Raw genomic sequence first — 20,856 nt, 5'->3', positions numbered from 1 at the left:
GAAGCCCCCCACTAAAAAATGACTGTTACAGGGATATTTCCCTATGAGTCAGTTTTGATCCGGGCAGGGCTTCTTCTAATTTTTCTATACATGTATGTGTATATGCTATTCAGTCATGGTGGCCGGCTGTTGAAGCGAGCGCACCTTGGTTACAATTTTGCGTATGCTCTCTTCAGATAGGTGGTATCTGACAGCTAAATCCCGTACGGTGCTTCCATCGCGGTATTGCTGAAAGATCTCTTTGTTACGGTTGGCAATGGAATCCCTGGAGCCGCTGAGCTCGCCCCATAAGGCTCTTGAGCGGTTTGGCTTGGGGATGTAGAGCAGTTCTCCCTGAATATAGTTTTGTAGCTCTTGCAGCAACCTAGGGGGAAGAATATCCTTCCCATTTTTGTAGTTCACGATCATGTACCTCCTTATTTCGTGGTCCGTGTTCTGTTGCAGCAATTACGATATAAGTCAACATGGCCGTAAATCCCCCTTTCGGTTTGAAGTAGCGATATTTTTTATTAAAGGAAAAATTTTGCTTGCCTGTATCTTAACATAAGCTCAGGAAAAACGAAAATAAGGGGAGCTGCTCCCAGCCCCCCGCTTGTATCGGGTTTCCGCTTACGCGGAAACCACCTCACTCACTGAAATCACTTCGATCAGCCCCCTTTCACGTGATTCGTCGGCCCGACAACTATATTAACTCATATTTTCCATAAAGAAGAAAGCGAAAGAACGACTATAAGTATTTTTTACTCCGAATGGTATGGCTTTAGCCCAATTGATGCAGATATGCTAGAATAAATAGGGTTATGATTGAAAGATTGAATATGCAGAAGTCAAGGAAGTGACTAGCGTGGATTTATTTTCTTATCAACAGGATCAAGGTACAGCGGGGCGGCTGCTAGCTGATCGAATGCGTCCAACCTCGCTGGATGAATATATCGGGCAAGAGCATATCATAGGGCCAGGGAAGCTGCTGCGCCGGGCTATTGAGGCGGATCAGGTATCCTCGATATTGCTATACGGCCCTCCGGGTTGTGGCAAGACGACATTGGCTCATATTATTTCAGCCCATACTCAGGCGGAATTTGTACGTCTGAATGCTGTTGATGCCTCGGTTAAGGATGTTCGGGAGGTCATTCAGAAGGCGCATAATGATAAGGCTTTTTACGGGACAAAAACAATTCTGTTCCTAGATGAGGTGCATCGCTTCAACAGTTCGAGACAGGATGCGTTGCTACCTGCGGTAGAGAAGGGGACGATCATATTTATCGGGGCAACGACCGAGAATCCGTTCCATTACGTGAATGGCGCTCTTATGAGCCGTTCTACCTTATTTCAGCTGGAACCACTCACCAAGGAGCATTCCTTGATCGCTATGCGTCGGGCGTTGGCGGATAAGGAGAAGGGGCTTGGTTTCATGTCGCTTACCGTGGACGAGGATGCCCTGCTGCATATTGCAGCGATGGCCAACGGAGATATCCGCCGGGCATTAAATGCGCTGGAACTGGCTGCGATGACGACCCCGCCACAATCTGACGGCACGGTTCATGTTACACTGGAGGTGGCGGAGGAATCCATCCGCCGGCCGTTGGTCAAGGCAGACGAGTCCACGCAATATGATGTGTTGTCGGCGTTTCACAAAAGTATTCGCGGCTCGAGCGATGCTGCCGTATTCTGGTTCTTGTATGCGGTAGAGAAGCTGGGGATGGACCCGATGACATTTATTCGCCGCTTGATTGCGGCCAGCAGCGAGGATATCGGACTAGCGAACCCGCAAGCCTTGGTGCAGGCGGTCAGTGCCCTGGATGCTTACCGGAATAATGGCTGGCCTGAAGCCCGCCTTAATGTGGTGCAGGCGATTCTGTTCGCTGTGGAGAGTCCTAAATCGGATGGGGTGGTAACGACCATCGGCAAGGTCTTGGCTGCTATCGAGGAGGTCACTTCTGCCGAGGTGCCGCTGCATTTGCGGGACACGCACTATAAAGGAGCAACGAAGCTGGGGCATGAAGGTTATAAATACCCGCATGACTACCCGGGGCATTATGTACAGCAGGAGTATCTGCCGGAGCGGCTTGCTGGCCGCACCTTCTATCAAGCCACGGAACAGGGAAATGAAGCGAAGATTAAACATAATCAGGAGCTGCGGCGCAAATCGAAGTAGGATGATCAAATAAGGCCTCTTCCCGGTATGGTTTTGGCTAGACCATGCCAGAAAGGGGCCGTTAATATTTTCTTGCAATTTAATTTTCGTCTAAAGATTTTAGCTTCTCAAAAGGCAGCCACCCAATCGTCCCTGCCTCATCCTCCACTAAGGCCCATTCATAAACAACTTGAAGCAGGTTTACGGTACTATCTTGGAATACAATCAACTCGGTAGGATTATAGTTACAGATTAATTTGCCCTGCTTAATGTAATCTGTCGGAAAATACGTAGTGTACTCTTCTACAGTGCCTTCCACCCAATTTTTGAACCTTTTGCAGGGTGCAATGTTTGTGATTGTTGACCCAGCAGGAAATGTGGGAAAGTTCCCCTCGCCCTTGTGATCTTCTGTTACAGTTAACCTCATTATTGTCTACCTCCACTCTCTTAACCTCAGAAATTCCAAAAATCATGCATACGTTCAACTCAGAGAGTTACACTTGTACCTTTGCCGGAGCTTCGATGGTGCCCCCGCCCAAACATTCTTCGCCTTGATAGAACACGACGGCTTGTCCGGGTGTAATAGCCTTTTGGGGCCGATCAAATTGCACATGCAAGGTCCCGTCTGCTTGAGGAATTAAAGTAACACCTTGATCAGGCTGACGGTAACGGAATTTTGCACTGCAACGGAATGGGCCAGCCGGCAGTTTGTCTCCACCCGCAATCCAGTTGATCCCCGAAGCGATGAGCGAGGTGGAGTATAGGCTTGGGTGCTGATCGCCTTGCACAACATAAAGAATATTTTTGTCCAAATCCTTATCCGCGACAAACCACGGCTCTCCCGTACCCGAGCCACCGATGCCAAGTCCTTGGCGTTGGCCCAAGGTATAATACATCAGACCATCATGACGGCCCTTCACTTCCCCTGTAGCAATATCGACCATGTCCCCTGATTTGGCTGGCAGGTAGTTGCTCAGAAATTCCTTGAAATTACGCTCCCCGATGAAGCAAACCCCTGTACTGTCCTTCTTCTTGGCCGTATATAGTCCGGCTTCCTCGGCCAAGCGGCGAACCTCCGGTTTAGGCAGGTGGCCGATAGGGAACATCGCTTTGGATAGCTGCTCCTGGCTTAGGGCGTTCAGAAAATAGGTTTGATCCTTATTGCTATCGACACCGCGCAGCAGCTTGTACACGCCGTCTTCTTCAATAACGCGCGCGTAATGTCCTGTAGCGACGTAATCAGCGCCAAGATCCAGCGCCTTGTTCAGGAACTCGCCGAACTTGATCTCCCGGTTGCACATCACATCCGGGTTTGGCGTGCGGCCCCGTTTATATTCTTCGAGGAAATAAGCAAATACTTTATCAAAGTATTGCTTCTCAAAGTTCACCGTATAATAGGGGATATCCAGCTGCTCGCAGACGCGTCTTACGTCTTCTGCATCCTCTTCGGCAGTGCAATGGCCGAACTCATCGGTATCGTCCCAGTTCTTCATAAATATGCCGATGACATCATACCCTTGCTGCTTAAGCAGCAGGGCCGTCACCGAAGAATCGACCCCGCCGGACATGCCGACGACGACGCGTGTTTCGTGCTTTGGCTTTGCCATATGATCACTCCTTTGAGCGCCGTGCGCTCTGCTGTTTATTTTATCATAACCGGGACTTTATTTTCCAAAAGGCCTGTGATATGGTACGATAAGCATAGGTTAAAGATAGGAATAGAAAGATTTTTCAGGGAAAGACTGGAATATCTGACGATTATGGCGACTTGTTGCCCCATACTGTCTTTAATTGATCAAATCCTAATTATATAAAGATTACTTGAAAATTGAAAGAGGTGCCTTGTTTGAAAATTTCGACAAAAGGACGCTACGGGCTAACCATCATGATGGAGCTTGCCGCAAAGTTTGGCGAGGGACCTACCTCGCTGAAAAGCATAGCAGAGAAAAACCAATTATCCGAGCATTATCTGGAGCAATTGATTGCACCGCTGCGCAACGCCGGACTCGTGAAGAGTGTGCGTGGAGCGTATGGCGGATATATTTTGGCCCGTGAAGCCACCGAGATTACCGCAGGGGATATCATCCGTGTGCTGGAAGGACCGATCTCTCCGGTAGACTTTACTGAAGAGGACGACCCGGCCAAGCGTGATCTGTGGTTACGCATTCGCGATAGCATTGCTGAAGTGCTGGATTCGACGACACTGGACAGTCTCGTCAATTATGAAGAGCATGGCATGAAGCAAAACTATATGTTCTATATTTAGTTTTTTTGTTTCTGAAAAGGCGAGGAAAACCTTGATTTATAAGGGGTTCCTCGCTTTTTTATTGAATTATCATTCTAAAAATCACAAAAAAATCGTGGAACTTGCAAAGTGTTGAGTTTTAGAATGTCTGAGTCGTGATTCTTAATCTTGAGATCAGTGCTTGCTGCATCTTTTTAGTGACATGGGGGGCGCTACGCAAGTAATTGTAAGACCATATGTCTTACAAAGTGTCTTACATGTGTTTCATTATTATGCTATGACAACAATAGAAACAAGGACGGTTGGCCCAACCGTCCTTTGTACAAACAACTTGAGTGGGATTATTCCTCGAAGAAAGTTTAAATCGTGAAGAAGTGACCTCACAGGCCCTAACCTTAGAAAAGTGCAACGATAAAAGTTTTTAAATTATACCACGAGTCTGCCAATGCTGCAGGCTCTTTTCTTTATTCTGAACGGAAATGATCCCTGTGGCGATAATCAGGATGCTCTGACGACCATACTCAGCTTTGGGCGCCTGGGATGTGATGCTGACGTTGGTGCTGGTCATCATCATAAGCTGTCTACAAACATTTTGGCTTTATGCAATCTTCTTTGCTAAGGGACATTTTTCGTCTTCTGTATAAAAACGTTTCTCTAGACCCACTCGAATTGCGTCTGGTAGTATTTAAAAGCGAGTTCAGGGCGATAGGGGAGATTAAAGGATGGAGCAGCATCAGCGCTATGAGAATCTGAAACTGGGTGAACGCGGAGCTATCATAAGCATCATTGCTTATGTTTGTTTGTCTATGTTGAAGCTAATCATCGGGGGAGTGTCAAATTCGGAAGCCCTGAAAGCGGACGGTTTAAATAATGCAACTGATATTGTTGCCTCCATTGCAGTGCTGATTGGTCTCAAGCTAGCGCAAAGACCGGCGGATGAGGATCATCCGTATGGACACTGGAAATCGGAGACCATTGCTTCATTGATTGCCTCTTTTATTATGATGGCTGTAGGGATACAGGTTCTGATCACAGCTATTGCTTCTGTATTCCAACGTACTCATCCGGTACCGGACCTGATATCGGTATGGACGGGTCTTTTTTGTGCGGTTGTGATGTACCTGGTATATCGTTATAACAAAAATCTTGCTACTAAAATTAAAAGTCAGGCAGTTATGGCAGCTGCTAAAGATAATATATCCGACGCCTTGGTTAGTATCGGAGCGGTTATAGGAATTATAGGATCTCAATTTGGCTATCCCTGGTTAGATTCGATAACGGCTGTCGTTGTAGGCGTTATTATATGTAAAACCGCATGGGATATCTTTCGTGAGGCTTCCCTTCATTTATCGGATGGCTTTGACGAAACAGTTGTCCAGTCCTTTAAGGAGGCTGTAAGGCAGGTGGAGGGCGTCGAAGAGGTCAAAGAGCTGCGGGCAAGAAATTATGGAAGCAATGCGATTGTTGACGTTGTTTTATCTATTAAGGGTGGATTGGGTTTTCAAGAGGCGCATAATGTGGCTACCAATGTTGAGAATGAACTGAAGAAATCGACAGAAGTGCTGGAAGTCCATGTGCATTACGAACCTTCCAAGTAACGCGATGGAGCTTCACGATCTTCCAGTTGACCATACGGTCTTTTGTTTGTTAATATACAGAACGAACGTTCAGTATAAAGTGAGGTGTTCCAATGAATAAGAAGCTGCAGCAAAGCTTGGAAACGAGAAAACGAATCACTGAGGCGGCCAAGGAATTGATTTCAAAGAAGGGCTATAAGGCGACCTCGATCGAGGATATCGTAAAGGCGACAGGCAGCAGCAAGGGGAATATCTATTACCATTTCAAGAGCAAGGAGGGTCTGTTCCTGCATCTGATTGAGGAATGGGATGCGGATTGGGAATACCGCTGGAAGGAGAAGGAGCAATTATATCCAACGGCGACCGAAAAATTGTATGCGATGGCAGATCAAATGGCATTGGAAGACGTGGATCACCCGATGACCAAAGCTATGGACGAGTTCGTAGGTGGCGATAATTTGTCCGAGGAGGTTCGTGCCAGGCTGGCCGATATCTTTGCCAATCATTTTGCCTTTAACAAGAATTTGCTGGAACAAGGCATTGCTTCCGGGGAGTTTCAGGGAGATGCCGCCACGTTGTCCGTGCTGCTCGAAAGTCTGATGGTGGGACTAAGCCAGATGACTCGTCTTGTCAAATTGGGGGAAGTACGGCGGCTATACCATGCCTCCATTACGGTATTTCTGAAAGGGATATGCTCTTAAAGAGGTAGCACTGATAAATGTAACACAACTAATTTTTTCTTTTTTATTACAGACCGAACGTTCAGTATATATGTTATAGATATATTATAGATACAATTATTTTAAAATAGCTGGAGGAAATCATCATGTCTTTACTGTTACGCAATAACGGTGCTATTTTGCTGTTGATGCTCAATATTTTTCTTGTTTTTGTGGGGATCGGACTAGTCATCCCTATCATGCCTACCTACATGACGGAACTGCATATTAGTGGCAGTATGGTGGGTATGCTGGTGGCGGCGTTTTCGCTGACTCAGCTATTACTCTCACCGTTTGCCGGACGATTGTCGGATTCGCTGGGTCGAAAGAAAATTATCGTTGCCGGGATGCTGGTGTTTGGCTTGTCGGAGTGGGTTTTTGGCGTGGCTAGCACACCATTGTTTCTGTTCGCAGCCAGAATGCTCGGGGGGGTTGGCGCTGCCTTCATCATGCCAGCTGTGATGGCCTATGCAGCAGATATGACCACGGGAGCAGAGCGGGCTAAAGGCATGGGGCTGATTAATGCCGCTATCACAACCGGTTTTATTATTGGCCCCGGCATCGGCGGTTATATCGCTGAGTTCGGAATACGGGTCCCCTTCTATGCGGCAGCGGTTGCCGGGCTGGTAGCAGCAATCGTTACCAGCTTTATGCTGCCAGAATCTCTTGGTGAGCAAAGTAATCAACAAGATAACAAACAAGGGGCGAAACGAGTGGAAGAGAACTTGTTTGTACAACTCGCTCGTTCTTATCGCCAGCCTTATTTTATCAGCTTGATTATCGTTTTCGTGCTTTCGTTTGGTCTGGCGAATTATGAGACGGTCTTTGGTCTCTTTGTAGATCATAAGTTTGGCTTCACGCCGCGGGATATCGCCATGATTATGACCTTTGGCTCAATCTCGGGCGCAGTGGTGCAAGCAACCGTCTTTGGCGCTATTCTCAACCGATTTGGGGAGAAGCTGGTTATCTCCGTCACTTTGCTTTCGGCGGGCTTGTGTATTTTGTTAACCCTGTTCGTGCATCGTTACTGGTTGATTTTTCTGGTCACGTTCCTGGTATTCCTGTCCATCGATATTTTGCGCCCCGCGGTGGGGACCCAGCTATCGAAGATGGCAGGGGATCAGCAGGGCTATGTGGCAGGTCTAAACTCCGCATATACGAGCTTGGGAAATATTGCCGGACCGTTAGTGGCGGGAGCCCTGTTTGATATGGATATTAACTATCCATATATTTCGGCGGCTATCGTGCTGATCTTATGCTTTGTGCTGGCACTAAGACCTAACAAGGCAGCACTTCAAGCCAGTTCGGCAGCTCAGCAGGCTGAGACTCAATCGTAAGAACAAGATCATACGTGCAAAAAGTGAGAACAAAGCCCCAAAACCTAACCTGGTCATGCTATACTGGATAGGAAGGAATAACCAGGGAACGCCCTTCAAAGGCTCCAAGCGAGCTTTTGAAGGGCGTTGTTTGCAATTAAACCAGGTCCTTGTCCATGGCCTTGCAATTCAGGGCAGCGAACAAGCTGTTGGACCAGGCGAAATATCCCGTGAGAAATCACAAGGAAGAAACACACTAAAAAAGTGTGTCTATGAGAGACATGTACAAGGTATAAGTAGTTTTTTTGTTCAAAATAATATAGAATTGAAATCACTCAAAATTTGTCAGCAACTTGACTAAGGTGGTTAATGGCTATGAAACATATATATTTGGATCATGCGGCTTCTACGCCGATTCACCCGGATGTGGCGACAACGATGATGCAGGTGATGGGCAAGCAATATGGCAATGCTTCAAGTGTTCATTATTTTGGGCGGGAAGCCAAGCGTCTCGTCAACGGGGCACGCGATGCTATCGCAACAAGGATCGGTTGTCGCGCGGATGAACTGGTATTTACCAGCGGCGGAACGGAGAGCGACAATCTCGCGCTATTTGGGGCAGCCGAGGCTCGCAAGGCTCAAGGACGGCATATTATCACATCGGCTGTAGAACATCATGCGGTGCTTCATACTTGTGAGCATTTGGAACAGAAGGGCTTCGAGGTGACCTACCTGCCGGTGGACTCTACGGGAAGAGTTGACCCTGAGCAGATGGCCGAGGCCATACGTCCCGATACCATTCTGGTCAGCGTCATGTATGGAAATAATGAAGTGGGTACGCTGCAACCGATTGCCGAAATCGGGAAAATAACCCGGGAACGGGGAATTTTATTGCATGTAGATGCCGTTCAGGTGCTTGGTTCCATTCCGATAGCCTGTCACGATCTTCCGGTAGACCTCATGAGCTTCTCGTCGCACAAAATAAATGGCCCTCAAGGCGTAGGAGCTCTTTATGTACGCAAGGACGTACTGCTGGAACCGATTCAGTATGGAGGGCTTCAGGAGAGAAAGCGGCGTGCAGGAACCGAGAACATGGCGGGGGTTGCCGGGTTTGCCAAGGCAGTGGAACTGGCAGTGGAGGAACGGGCAGCCCGCAACAACCATGAGAGTATGTTGATAGCGGCATTGCTGGAGGGATTGAAGGACCAATTGCCAAGTGAGGCCTTTCATGTGAACGGTCATCCGGCCGAGCGGTTGCCGCATATTGTTAATATCAGCTTTCCGGAAGTGGATTCGGAGACAATGCTAATGAATTTGGACATGGAGGGAATTGCTGCATCCAGCGGCTCGGCATGCACGTCGGGATCGCTTGAGCCTTCACATGTACTGGAGGCTATGGAGCTTCCGACAATTTTTTTGCGTTCGGCGATTCGATTTAGTGTAGGAATGGGTAATACTAGGAAAGAAATTGATGAGGTTGCTAAAAAAATTGGAACCATCCTGGAACGTCTCCGTAGAAGGAAATAATGGGCAACTCTTTTCGGAATGCTGACGATTTTGAGGAAGGAGGGTATGCAAGTTGCCTGCGCGTCAACCATTTGCCCAGCAGGGAGTGTCCTTATCGCCATGAGAATGCAGGAAATGATCGGCCTGGCTGTCTTTGATATAGATCAGGGCAAACAGGTGGGGAAAGTCATCGACATGATGCTGAATAATGATTGGTCGATTGCAGGCATTCAACTAGAGAATCGCCTGCGGTGGAGTTCCTCCGTCAAGGTGGTGCTCTGGGAAGAAATTGTCGCGTATGGGGAAGATGCGGTTATGATTCGTAATCAACAGGCCATCCGTAGATGGAAGGCTGAGAATATACAGAACACCTTCTTGACAGGAAACATCAAGTTGAAGGAATTACCCGTTCTGACCGAGGACGGAATCCAGCTAGGTTATATGACGGATGTTTATTTTGAGCATGAATTGGGAAACACAATTACTGGGATTGAAATTAGTGACGGGTTTTTCACCGATTTGCTGGAAGGGCGCAAGCTATTGCCTTTCACACCGGAAATGACTCGTGGGGAAAGTGTAATCATGGTCCCCGCCAGCAGCGAAGAGCTGCTTGAAAAACCATGAATTCTGTTGATGGATAGGTGATAAATGGATGATGAAATGTCCAAATTGCAACTCCAAGGATATTGGGAAGATTGGTTCCCATCAATTTTACTGCTGGGGTTGCTTTATTGAATTGACGGTAAACGGAGACAAAATGTCCGTCTACCAGGTGGAAGAGGACGGTACGCTCAGTTCCCTGGACGACCTGTTCTTCGGTGAGGAAATGGTACAGGATTTTCCGCAAATGCATGCATCCTCGTAATATAGTTATTCATTGTGATCGGCAGAAATGCCAGAAGCTGTCCCCTATTTTATTACATAAATAGAGAGGACAGCTTTTTTATTACATGGGGGAGCTGCTTCTCAAATGTTGTCAACAATGATCATGACGAAACCGTATTTTGATTTGATTGAGAAAGAAAGCGCTTTGAATTAGGATGAGTATAGAAACACGGTAGTCATACAAATCAAGATTGTTGATGGTCCGTACATCATTCTAAGGAGGCTTCTCTTTATGGCTATAGCACAAACGAAAGAGAGAACAGGTTCTGGCGGAGTCCGGGTCAGAGTACAGCAGTTTGGACGTGCGCTTAGCGGCATGGTAATGCCGAACATAGGTGCATTTATCGCCTGGGGGTTAATCACCGCCCTCTTCATTCCAACCGGCTGGATTCCAAGTGAATATTTGGCTAAGCTGGTTGATCCGATGATCAAATACCTACTGCCACTGTTGATCGGTTATACAGGTGGGCAAATGATTCACGGCAAGCGGGGTGCGGTTACCGGTGCCATCGTCACGATGGGGGTTATTGTCGGGGCAGACATTCCGATGTTCCTTGGAGCAATGATTGTGGGCCCACTTTCGGCATGGGTAATGAAGCAGTTTGACAGAGCCATTGATGGTAAAATTCGTTCAGGCTTTGAAATGCTGGTCAATAACTTCTCGATCGGGATCTTCGGCGGGATTATGGCGCTGGGTGCCTATGCCGGTGTAGGACCGTTTGTTCAAGGCATCAGTCAAGTGTTGTCTTCCGGCGTTAACTTCCTGATGCAGGCCAAACTGATTCCATTGGTCAACCTGCTGATTGAGCCAGGGAAGGTATTGTTCCTGAATAATGCGATTAACCATGGTGTACTTACGCCAATCGCAGCAGAAGAAGTTGCTCGCGTAGGCAAATCGATGTTGTTCATGCTTGAATCCAACCCGGGTCCTGGCCTTGGCATCCTGCTTGCTTACTGGCTGGTAGGTCGCGGTTCAGCAAAACAATCTGCACCTGGTGCAGTCATTATCCACTTCCTGGGCGGCATTCACGAAATCTACTTCCCGTACATTTTGATGAAACCTGTATTGATCCTGGCAGCTATTGCTGGTGGTGTGGTGGGTACGTTTACGTTCCAACTGACTGGTGCAGCCCTGTCCGGTTCACCTTCGCCAGGCAGTATCTTCGCTTATATCGCCATGACACCAAGAGGCGGGTTCCTGCCAATGTTCAGCGGTGTGCTCACTGCGACAATTGCTTCCTTCGTTGTAGCCGCTCTGTTGCTCAAGACGGGCAAGCAAAATGACGAAGAAATGGATTTGGATGAAGCATCGGCCAAAATGAAGGAAATGAAAGCGGCAGGAGTGAAAAGTGAAGCTGCTGCATCCGCAGCAACGACAGGTGTTCAGAAACAGAACGTGAACAAAATCGTATTTTCTTGTGATGCCGGGATGGGCTCGAGTGCCATGGGAGCTTCGGTCCTGAGAAAGAAACTGCAGGATGCCGGCATTAACATCACGGTCGTCAATTCCGCAGTTAGCGAAATCCCTGCGGATGCCGACATCGTCATTACGCAAAAAACATTAACGGAACGTGCGATAGCCAACAAACCGGACGCAGAGCATATTTCCATCGATAACTTCTTGAAGAGTCCCAAATATGATGAACTGGTTGAACGACTGAAAGGTTAATTGCGCCAGTTACAATTGAGGGGCAGAACACTGGCGAACTATTTCGCCGGTGTTTTGCGTCTATTTTAGGAGGGACAGATAATGAGGAAGGTGACCGCACGGCAAAAGCAAATCCTCATTCTCCTCCTCGGACGCAAGAACGGAATGACTGCGGCGGAAATTGCTGCGGAAATCAACGTTAGCGTCAGAACCGTCCATCGGGAGCTGGACGAAATTGAGAAAATTCTTGCCTTCTTTGGCCTGGTGCTTCACCGTAAATCCGGTACCGGCATCTCGGTGTGGAGTGACTCCGGCGGCAATGATGAGGGAGAGCGGCTGCAAGAGGCCAGAAGGCTGCTGCTGGTGGATAACCCCAGCGATTATTCCGGAGAAGATCGAAAGATTTGGCTTATTTGCCGTCTGCTGGAAGAGCGCGAGCCGTGCAAGCTGTTTGCATTAGCCCATAGCTTGAAGGTAACGGTAGCGACCGTGAGCAATGATTTGGACGAGGTAGAGCCTTGGGTTAGGCGGTTCCATCTGGATTTGGTGCGCCGCAGAGGGTATGGGGTTGAGCTTTCGGGTAAGGAATACGACAAGCGCGATGCCCTATGCCAACTGGCGGTTGACCATTTGGATTACTCCGATCTGATCGGAGGATCGTTGGAGAGCCAGGGCTCATCCGCCATCTCCAAGCTGTTAGCTATCATCGGAACCCACAATCTGATGACGGTAGAGAATACATTGTGGGAAATGAATTGGGAATGGACGGAGCATTTGTCCGAGAATGCCTATACGGAGCTATTGATCCATCTCTCGGTATGCATTAATCGGATGAAGGCGGGAATTTTTGTGGAAGATCAGGGTGAATCTGCTTCTGCAACGGGGAATGAACGGGATGACAGTGAGACGGTCCGCTTTGCCCGGAGCTTGGGGGAGAAGCTGTCACTTCGTTTTCCCCCTGAAGAGATAGGCTATATTATTCATTTGTTTAATCGAGCGAGGGATGCCTCTCCGGATCTTGTGCAAGCGGACTTGGAGCTGGTGGACACCGTCTACCGTTTGACCGAGAATGTTGTCAAGCGAACGGGAATTCCGTTCCAGGAGGATCGTTTGCTTGGCAGTGGGCTATTGGAGCATATGGGTTCGGCCTTCAAACGAATCCGCGAAGGCTCGCGAATCCGCAACCCGCTGCTTGGAGCGATTCGCAAGGATTATGAAGAGTTGTTCAACATCGTGCGCGAGGCGATGAACGAGAGCATTGCCGATCTGGAAGTGCCGGATGAGGAGATTGGCTTTCTGGTCATGCACTTTGGAGCCTCCATTGAGCGGTTGAATCAGTTAGGGCGCAATGTTCGGGCCATTTTGGTCTGCTCCAGCGGTCTAAGCTCTTCCAAATTGCTAGCCACCCGTTTAGCCAAAGAGATGCCGCAGATTGAAGTTATGGGTAATGTATCATGGTACGAGGCCAAGCGGCTGCCGGAGGAAGATTATGATTTGATCATCTCTACCATCGATCTGCCATTGCCCGCGGATCGTTACGTCAAGCTGAGTCCCTTGTTGACGGAGGAGGACCGCACACATCTGCTGCAATATGTTCAAGACACGACGTTGAAATCCCGAAAGCCTGTGCCTGAACCAGAGCAGCCGGTTCAATCCCGGGCGTTTGAAAAGCTGCAAGGGTTAACGGCCTCTTTAAATGAAGTGGTCAGTCTACTTCGGCAATTTGTAGTCATTGAGCTGGAGAATGCAAGCCATTCGCTGCGTGAGACGATAACGGCGGCTCTGGAAGAAATGAGCCGGGTTGCCGCTATATCTCTGTCCACTAGCCTGCCTGAATCGGAGAAAATAACTCTTTTGGCGGATGTGCAGGCGGTGACGGACCGTCTGCTTGAACGGGAGAAGATGGCAAGTCAGGTTATTCCGGGTACATCCCTCGCACTATTTCATACTCGTACCCGCTTCGTTAATTGCCGTTCGCTGGCATTGTGCCGTTTAAGCGAGCCTGTACTGCTGGATGGAGATACTGAGGTTGGTGCGATTCTGTTCATGCTCGCCCCGCGCCAATTGCCTCATGAAAGCCTGGAGGTGCTTAGCGAGATTAGTGCGATGCTATTAAATCCGGAGCTAATCGAACTGCTGGAGACGGGGAGATGTGAGGATATTCGCAATTTTCTGGCTTCAGAGCTGCTAGACTATTTTGAGCACATCTGAACAACTCCGTCCTGGGAAAGACGACTTTTTGAACAACCCCTTTAACTGCTTCACCAAGGATTTGCCTTGATAGGAACTGACATAACAAAGGAGAGAGCTGCAATGAAACTACTGTCTAAAGAGAAAATTATCCTGAATGGTCAAGCCAAAGATAAATATGAAGCGATTCGCATGGCAGGCAATCTGCTTGTTCAAGCAGGTCATGTCACAGCAGAATACGTTGATAAGATGCTTGAACGTGAAGAAATCGTTTCTACCTATATGGGCGGAGGGCTAGCCATCCCTCACGGCACCAAGGAAGCGAAATCGCTAATTTCGTCCACAGGGCTGTCTGTAGTACGCTTCCCGGAAGGAGTCGATTTTGGCGGAGATGAGCCGGCGTTCATCGTCATCGGCATCGCTGCTGCGGGTGGAGATCATATGGAAGTATTAACGAATGTCGCTATGGTATTTACGGATGAATCCAATCTGGAGCACATTATGAATGCTACAACGGAAGAGCAGATTGCGGACATCCTTGAAGGAGGAATGGAAGCATGAAGGCAGTTCATTTCGGTGCAGGAAATATTGGGAGAGGGTTTATCGGTCTCTTGCTATCACGCTCGGGATATGAGGTGTGCTTCGTAGATGTGAACGATACACTTGTCTCGGAGCTGGCCCGGCGCAAGGAATATCCGGTTACATTGGCCAGTGATCAGAAAGAGACAGTTATCGTTACCGGTGTAACGGCAATCAATAGCAAGAGGGCTGCTGCTGAAGCGGCGCAAGTGATTGCCGAAGCTGATCTGGTGACCACGGCTGTGGGTGTATCGATTCTGAAGCATATCGCCGGAACCATCGCTGAAGGGCTTGTTCTGCGCAAGGCAGATGGGGCAAAGGGGAAGCTGCACATCATTGCGTGCGAGAATGCCATCGGAGGCAGTTCCCAGCTTAAGGAGCATGTCTATGCCGGGCTGGACGAGGATACTCAGCGTTGGGCCGAGGAGAATGTAGCCTTTCCGGATGCAGCTGTGGACCGGATCGTTCCCCTCCAGCAGCATGAAGACCCCCTACAGGTGGTAGTCGAACCCTTCTATGAGTGGGCGGTAGACGAATCCCAGATGTTCCCCGGGTTTCATCGCGTAGAGGGCGTGCATTACGTTGAACGTCTGGAGCCTTATATTGAACGCAAGCTGTTTACGGTAAATACCGGCCATTGCTCGGCTGCTTATAAGGGATATTTGCAGGGCCATGCCACCATTCAAGAGGCGATGAACGACGAGCAGGTTGTTCAGCATGTACGCTCGGTGCTGTCGGAGACCGGAGCGGTATTGGTGGCCAAGCATGGCTTCTCGAAGACCGAGCATCAGGCCTACATTGAAACGATTCTGGAGCGTTTCGCAAATCCGGCACTGACGGATGAGGTTTCGCGGGTTGGCCGTTCACCGATCCGCAAGCTGTCCGCCGGAGATCGCCTGGTATCCCCGGCGAAGCAGGCATATGAGCATGAGCTTGGATACGATCATTTGGCCAAAACAATGGGCATGGCCCTGTTGTTTGTCTCTGCTGATGATCCGGAAGCTGTAGAATTGCAGGCTTCATTGCAGGAAGCGGGTGCCTCGGCAACTCTGAGCCGCTACACGGGGCTGGAAGCCGATCATCCCATTCATCAAGCAGCGCTTGCGCATTATGAACAATTAAAGTTCGAGTTCAAAAAGTCGGGTTTATAGGACCGAAGCTTATGCTTTCGATGTGCGTTTTTTCAAAATGCTTTAGGTTGAATGAAACCAGGGGCTGAGTAGCGGAGCTACACGTTTTCGTAGAAGACGACTTCGGAAGCATGGGTACGTGAGCAACTAAAATGTTTCTGTAGAAACATACTACGGAAGCCTACGCTTGACCCGGCTGAATTCAAGATTCGATGTCGAATATACTCCTCGAACAACTCCGTCCTGGGAAGACGACTTTTTGAATAACCTCTTATAAGCAAAATCGTTAATCTATAGATGGGATAACTGCCTGCCTTAGGCCGCCGTGTGGCTTGGGGCAGGTTTTCCTTTTTTCTTTCATATTTTTCCCCGTCTAGGCCAATAATGAACTGTACGAAAGCCGAAAGAGAGGGATAAGTATGGAGCCGAGGGATGAACTGCATAAGAATAGGCTGTTTGGCTATGGCGTCTGGGTGCTGCTTGGGCTGATTATTCTCTATTTTGTTTGGCAGCTTCGGCCTATGTTTGCGCTGGTATATCACTTTTTCAAAGCCGTATTTGCTCCATTTGTTATAGCCGTGATTATCTCCTATGTGCTTAATCCCGTTGTTCGTATGCTGGGCGCTCGCAAGGTGCCAAGGACCATGGCTGTATTGCTTATCTATGCCGTGTTCCTGACGGTACTATCGGTTATCCTGATCAACGTCATACCGATGTTTGTGGAGCAGGTAGAGGAACTGGGCGAGCATTTGCCCGAATTGACCATTCACACCCAGCAGATGATGAACCGTTTTGACAACGGCATCTTGCCAGGAAGCGTTCGTATGGGAATGAACCATTGGTTCTATCAATTCGAGAACAGGCTGGCGCAAGGGATTACCCGGTTTCTGGACAATATTGGCGCGACGATTGAGATGGTGTTCAACGCATTTATCATTCCGTTTCTGATCTTCTATATTCTGAAGGATATTGAGCTGATTGAGCGGCTGATGCTGCAATATTTGCCCCGCTCCCGGCGCAAATCCATGATTACCTTACTCAAAGAAATCGATCAGGCTTTAGGCAACTATGTGCGAGGTCAATTTCTGGTCTGTCTCATTATCGGCGTGCTGGCTTATATCGGTTATATATCCATAGGAATGCCCTTTGCCTTACTGCTCGCCGGCATTGTGGCGCTCTGCAACATCATCCCTTACCTGGGGCCATTTCTGGGGGCTGCTCCGGCAATCGTGATGGCCACCACCATTTCATGGAAGATGGTTCTGCTCGTTCTGCTCGTCAATATGCTCTGCCAAACGATTGAAAGCAATGTGATATCTCCACAGGTGGTGGGCCGCAGCTTGCGTCTGCATCCACTGCTGATTATTTTGGCTCTCTTGATTGGCGGAGAAATTGCCGGCATTCCCGGCTTGATTTTGGCGGTTCCCTTTTTTGCCGTCATTAAGGTCATTCTGCAGCATTTTCACGCTTATTTCGTGAGGCGCAAAGCGATGTAAAAGGCTCATTGACAGCGGGATATCTGCCCTTTATACTTAAAACGATATGTTTGTTGCATGAATCCAAAACGTTGATGAAATGAAGTACGTTCAATCGGCAAATTTGTCAGAGAAGGGCCCCTTCGCTCCTTTATGCCTTACGGCTGCTTGGGAGAGATGGCTGAGAGGACCCGCAATGTGCCTGAACGGAAAGCTGATTTCGGAGTGTGGACTTAAACTCCACCGGCAGGTCCCCGTTACCGGACTAACGAGGCGATTGCATGTAACTCTTGCGCTTATAGCGGCAGAGGCTTGTGATAACCAGGGTGGTACCGCGATTAAGAGTGAATCGTCCCTGATGTTCAGGGGCGTTTTTTGTATTTTCAGAAGACGAATCAGATTGATATTATTCGGGGGGTCAAATTCATGAAAGCAAGTGAAATTCGTTCCAAATGGCTGGAGTTCTTCGCCAGCAAGGGCCATAAAATCGAGCCGAGCGCCTCGCTCGTGCCCCATAACGATCCATCTCTGCTATGGATCAATGCCGGGATGGCCCCGCTGAAGCCTTATTTCGACGGTCGTGTCAAGCCGGATAATCCACGTCTAGCCAATTCGCAGAAATGCATTCGTACCAATGACATTGAGAATGTAGGAAAGACACGCCGGCATCACACCTTTTTTGAAATGCTGGGCAACTTCTCGATTGGTGATTATTTTAAGGAAGAAGCTATTACATGGGCATGGGAGTTCCTTACAGGCAAGGAGTGGATCGGCTTTGACGGGGAGCGGCTATCCGTTACGGTATATCCTGAGGATGAAGAGGCTTATAAGCTGTGGAACGAGAAGGTAGGTATTCCTCCTGAACGGATCGTGAAGCTGCAGGATAACTTCTGGGATATCGGGGAAGGGCCATGTGGACCTTGTACTGAAATATTTTATGACCGTGGAGAGGCTTATGGCGATCTGTCCGATCCTGAATGTTATGCTGGCGGAGAGAACGAACGTTTTCTTGAAGTGTGGAACCTCGTCTTCTCGCAGTTTAACCATAACAAGGATGGCAGCTATACGCCGCTTCCCAACAAAAATATTGATACCGGGGCTGGACTGGAGCGCTTTGCATCCATTCTGCAAAACGTGAACTCCAACTTCGATACCGACCTGTTCCAGCCGATTATCCAAAAGACGGCAGGCTTGGCTAAAGTAGTCTACGGTACGGCTGAGGAGACTGATGTTGCGCTGAAGGTTATCGCCGACCATATTCGTACGGTAGCCTTTGCCGTGGCTGACGGTGTTCTGCCATCCAACGAAGGCCGTGGGTATGTCATCCGTCGTTTGCTGCGCCGGGCTGTCCGTTATGGCAAGCTCATCGGGATGGACAGGCCGTTCATGTTCCATTTGGTAGATACTGTAGGGGAAATTATGGGCACGTATTACACTGACATTGTGGCAAAACGCGAATTCATCGAGAAGGTCATTCGCGCGGAGGAGGAACGCTTCCACGAGACGCTCAGCGACGGCCTGGCTATCTTGGCAGATATCAGTGCGAAAGCCAAGGAAGAGGGGCGCGCCTTGATCGCGGGTGCCGATGCCTTCAAATTGTATGATACTTACGGATTTCCGCTCGATTTGACTGAGGACTTTGCGGCAGAGCATGGTCTGGGTGTGGATCGTGAAGGGTTTGAAGCAGCTATGGGAGAGCAGCGGGAGCGCGCTCGGGCGGCACGTCATGACAATGGTGGTATGAAGGTGCAAGGCGGCGTACTTGCCGACTTTACGACTAAAACAGAATTCACTGGATATAATGAGCTTGAAGTCAATACTCGCGTTGTAGCTATAATCGTGGACGATGCTTTTGTCGATGTATTGGGTGAGGGACAATCCGGTCAGGTCATTTTGGCATCCACGCCGTTTTATGCGGAAAGCGGCGGCCAAGTAAGCGACCAGGGAGTGCTTCGCAGCGAATCCGGCAACGCAGAAGTGACAGGCCTGTTCAAGGCTCCACATGGACAGCATGTGCATCAAGTTACGGTGAGCTCCGGCGAATTGCATGTAGGTGCAGACATTACGGCATCGGTAAACAAAGAGCAGCGCGGGCATACCGTAAAAAATCACACTGCAACGCATTTGCTGCATCAGGCCTTGAAGGATACCTTGGGCGAGCATGTTAACCAGGCGGGATCTTTAGTTGAGCCGCAGCGCCTGCGTTTTGACTTCTCTCATCTTGGCAGTATTTCCGCCGAGGAATTGGGCGAAATAGAGCGTTTGGTTAATGAGCAAATCTGGAATGCTCTGCCGGTCAACATTGACTTGAAGCCGATTGATGAGGCCAAGGCCATGGGAGCAATGGCTTTGTTCGGCGAGAAATACGGCGATATCGTTCGTGTTGTGCAAATCGGCGACTACAGCCTGGAGCTATGCGGGGGTTGTCACGTGAACAACACTTCGGAAATCGGGTTGTTCAAAATTGTGAGCGAAAGCGGCATAGGCTCGGGAGTTCGGCGGATTGAGGCGGTGACAGGACGTGGAGCTTATCTGTTCCTGGACGGTCAGCTTGAGCTGCTCAAGCAAGCCGCAGGTCAACTCAAAACGAATGTCAACGATGTGCCGAAGCGGATTGAAGGCTTGTTCCAGCAATTAAAGGAACTGGCTCGTGAGAATGAATCGTTGCAAAGCAAGCTCAGCGTCATTGAAGCCGGGGAATTGACCAGTCAGGTGGTCAGCGTAGGACCAACCAAGCTGCTGGCTGCTCAGGTTCAAGCAGGCAGTATGGATGCGCTCCGCACGCTGGCTGATGAACTGAAGACCAAACTGCCGAATGCCGTGCTGGTACTGGGTTCTCCAATGGAGGACAAGGTAAGCTTTGTCGTCGTTGTCCCGCAAGAAGAAATCAAGCGAGGCCTTCATGCCGGGAAGCTAGTGAAAGAAGTAGCGGCAGTTTGCGGCGGCGGCGGCGGCGGACGTCCAGATATGGCTCAAGCCGGAGGCAAGGATGCCAGCAAGTTAAGCGAAGCCTTGAAGGCAGCTGCTGATTGGATCGCGGCACAGGCTTAGCAGCATCCATAAATAGGCAGTGTACCGGTGAAAATTTCCTTATGGAACCCATGATATGATATAGTAGGAATAGACTAAGGGTAACACTATTACGGTCATCAGGACGTATGTCGAAGAAGCGAGGTGTCATCATGGACTCCATGGATAAAACCGTCAAATTTAATGTTAAGGGCGACGAACAGGAAGCGTCCGCTGAAGAAATCCTTCTTACGGTTTACGGAGCATTGCAAGAGAAGGAATACAATCCGGTTAATCAGATCGTCGGTTATCTGCTGTCGGGTGACCCGGCCTATATACCGCGCCATAACAATGCAAGGAGCTTGGTGCGCAAGAAGGAGCGCGACGAGCTGATTGAAGAACTGGTGCGCTATTACATGGCGGGCCATCGTTAGGAGCAAGGC

At 49.1% G+C, this 20,856-nt stretch carries 18 protein-coding genes; 15 read left to right on the top strand and 3 right to left on the bottom strand.

What is annotated here, in order from left to right; genetic code table 11:
• Positions 1-105: 105 nt before the first annotated feature.
• Positions 106-444, bottom strand: coding sequence for a CD3324 family protein (locus C557_RS0117485; RefSeq protein WP_276202659.1), 339 nt, complete (start codon positions 442-444; stop codon positions 106-108).
• A 400-nt stretch (positions 445-844) separates the two neighbouring features.
• On the opposite strand from C557_RS0117485, the gene C557_RS0117480 reads away from it, so the two are divergent.
• The gene (locus C557_RS0117480) at positions 845-2,155 is read left to right on the top strand and encodes a replication-associated recombination protein A (protein WP_018753185.1); all 1,311 of its coding nucleotides are present in this window, start codon (positions 845-847) and stop codon (positions 2,153-2,155) included.
• Between the two features lie 79 nt (positions 2,156-2,234).
• On the opposite strand, the gene C557_RS0117475 is transcribed toward C557_RS0117480, so the two are convergent.
• Together C557_RS0117475 and mnmA are read right to left on the bottom strand one after the other, a co-directional pair.
• A complete protein-coding gene (locus tag C557_RS0117475) occupies positions 2,235-2,561 on the bottom strand; it encodes a hypothetical protein (RefSeq protein WP_018753184.1) in 327 nt (108 codons plus the stop codon).
• A 67-nt stretch (positions 2,562-2,628) separates the two neighbouring features.
• The gene (mnmA, locus tag C557_RS0117470) at positions 2,629-3,741 is read right to left on the bottom strand and encodes a tRNA 2-thiouridine(34) synthase MnmA (protein ID WP_018753183.1); all 1,113 of its coding nucleotides are present in this window, start codon (positions 3,739-3,741) and stop codon (positions 2,629-2,631) included.
• A gap of 239 nt (positions 3,742-3,980) precedes the next feature.
• Here mnmA and cymR point away from each other — a divergent pair, with 239 nt between their 5' ends.
• From cymR to C557_RS0117395, 14 genes are all read left to right on the top strand, one after another.
• On the top strand, positions 3,981-4,400 hold the full coding sequence (cymR, locus tag C557_RS0117465; protein ID WP_018753182.1) for a cysteine metabolism transcriptional regulator CymR: 420 nt from the start codon (positions 3,981-3,983) through the stop codon (positions 4,398-4,400).
• 701 nt (positions 4,401-5,101) lie between these two features.
• Positions 5,102-5,977: a cation diffusion facilitator family transporter gene (locus tag C557_RS0117455; protein WP_018753180.1), complete on the top strand. Its 876-nt coding sequence runs from the start codon at positions 5,102-5,104 to the stop codon at positions 5,975-5,977.
• A 92-nt stretch (positions 5,978-6,069) separates the two neighbouring features.
• The gene (locus C557_RS0117450; RefSeq protein ID WP_018753179.1) at positions 6,070-6,657 is read left to right on the top strand and encodes a TetR/AcrR family transcriptional regulator; all 588 of its coding nucleotides are present in this window, start codon (positions 6,070-6,072) and stop codon (positions 6,655-6,657) included.
• Positions 6,658-6,782: 125 nt separating this feature from the next.
• Complete coding sequence (locus C557_RS0117445) at positions 6,783-8,012, top strand: MFS transporter (protein WP_018753178.1); 1,230 nt, start codon at positions 6,783-6,785, stop codon at positions 8,010-8,012.
• Between the two features lie 354 nt (positions 8,013-8,366).
• Positions 8,367-9,518, top strand: a complete 1,152-nt coding sequence (locus C557_RS0117440) for a cysteine desulfurase family protein (RefSeq protein WP_018753177.1) — start codon at positions 8,367-8,369, stop codon at positions 9,516-9,518.
• 99 nt (positions 9,519-9,617) lie between these two features.
• Positions 9,618-10,121 (top strand): PRC-barrel domain-containing protein, encoded by a 504-nt coding sequence (locus C557_RS0117435; RefSeq protein ID WP_018753176.1) that lies wholly within the window; start codon positions 9,618-9,620, stop codon positions 10,119-10,121.
• Between the two features lie 31 nt (positions 10,122-10,152).
• A complete protein-coding gene (locus C557_RS0117430) occupies positions 10,153-10,362 on the top strand; it encodes a hypothetical protein (protein ID WP_026263546.1) in 210 nt (69 codons plus the stop codon).
• A gap of 252 nt (positions 10,363-10,614) precedes the next feature.
• Positions 10,615-12,051, top strand: a complete 1,437-nt coding sequence (locus tag C557_RS0117425) for a PTS mannitol transporter subunit IIBC (protein ID WP_018753175.1) — start codon at positions 10,615-10,617, stop codon at positions 12,049-12,051.
• Between the two features lie 81 nt (positions 12,052-12,132).
• A complete protein-coding gene (locus C557_RS0117420) occupies positions 12,133-14,241 on the top strand; it encodes a BglG family transcription antiterminator (protein WP_018753174.1) in 2,109 nt (702 codons plus the stop codon).
• Between the two features lie 102 nt (positions 14,242-14,343).
• A complete protein-coding gene (locus C557_RS0117415; protein WP_018753173.1) occupies positions 14,344-14,781 on the top strand; it encodes a PTS mannitol transporter subunit IIA in 438 nt (145 codons plus the stop codon).
• Positions 14,778-15,950, top strand: a complete 1,173-nt coding sequence (locus tag C557_RS0117410) for a mannitol-1-phosphate 5-dehydrogenase (RefSeq protein ID WP_018753172.1) — start codon at positions 14,778-14,780, stop codon at positions 15,948-15,950. Before C557_RS0117415 ends, C557_RS0117410 begins: the two co-directional genes overlap by 4 nt.
• 398 nt (positions 15,951-16,348) lie before the next feature.
• Positions 16,349-17,425 carry an AI-2E family transporter gene (locus tag C557_RS0117405; protein WP_018753171.1) on the top strand — a complete coding sequence of 359 codons (1,077 nt, stop codon included), beginning with the start codon at positions 16,349-16,351 and terminating at the stop codon, positions 17,423-17,425.
• Between the two features lie 405 nt (positions 17,426-17,830).
• Positions 17,831-20,455 carry an alanine--tRNA ligase gene (alaS, locus tag C557_RS0117400; protein WP_026263545.1) on the top strand — a complete coding sequence of 875 codons (2,625 nt, stop codon included), beginning with the start codon at positions 17,831-17,833 and terminating at the stop codon, positions 20,453-20,455.
• Positions 20,456-20,586: 131 nt separating this feature from the next.
• Positions 20,587-20,847, top strand: coding sequence for an IreB family regulatory phosphoprotein (locus C557_RS0117395; protein WP_018753169.1), 261 nt, complete (start codon positions 20,587-20,589; stop codon positions 20,845-20,847).
• Positions 20,848-20,856: the final 9 nt, after the last annotated feature.

Origin of the sequence: Paenibacillus sanguinis 2301083 = DSM 16941 (assembly GCF_000374825.1) — a bacterium.
GTDB lineage: Bacteria > Bacillota > Bacilli > Paenibacillales > Paenibacillaceae > Fontibacillus > Fontibacillus sanguinis.
The sequence above is the reverse complement of the archived record's forward strand: the minus strand, read 5'-3'. Positions and strand labels throughout refer to the sequence as shown.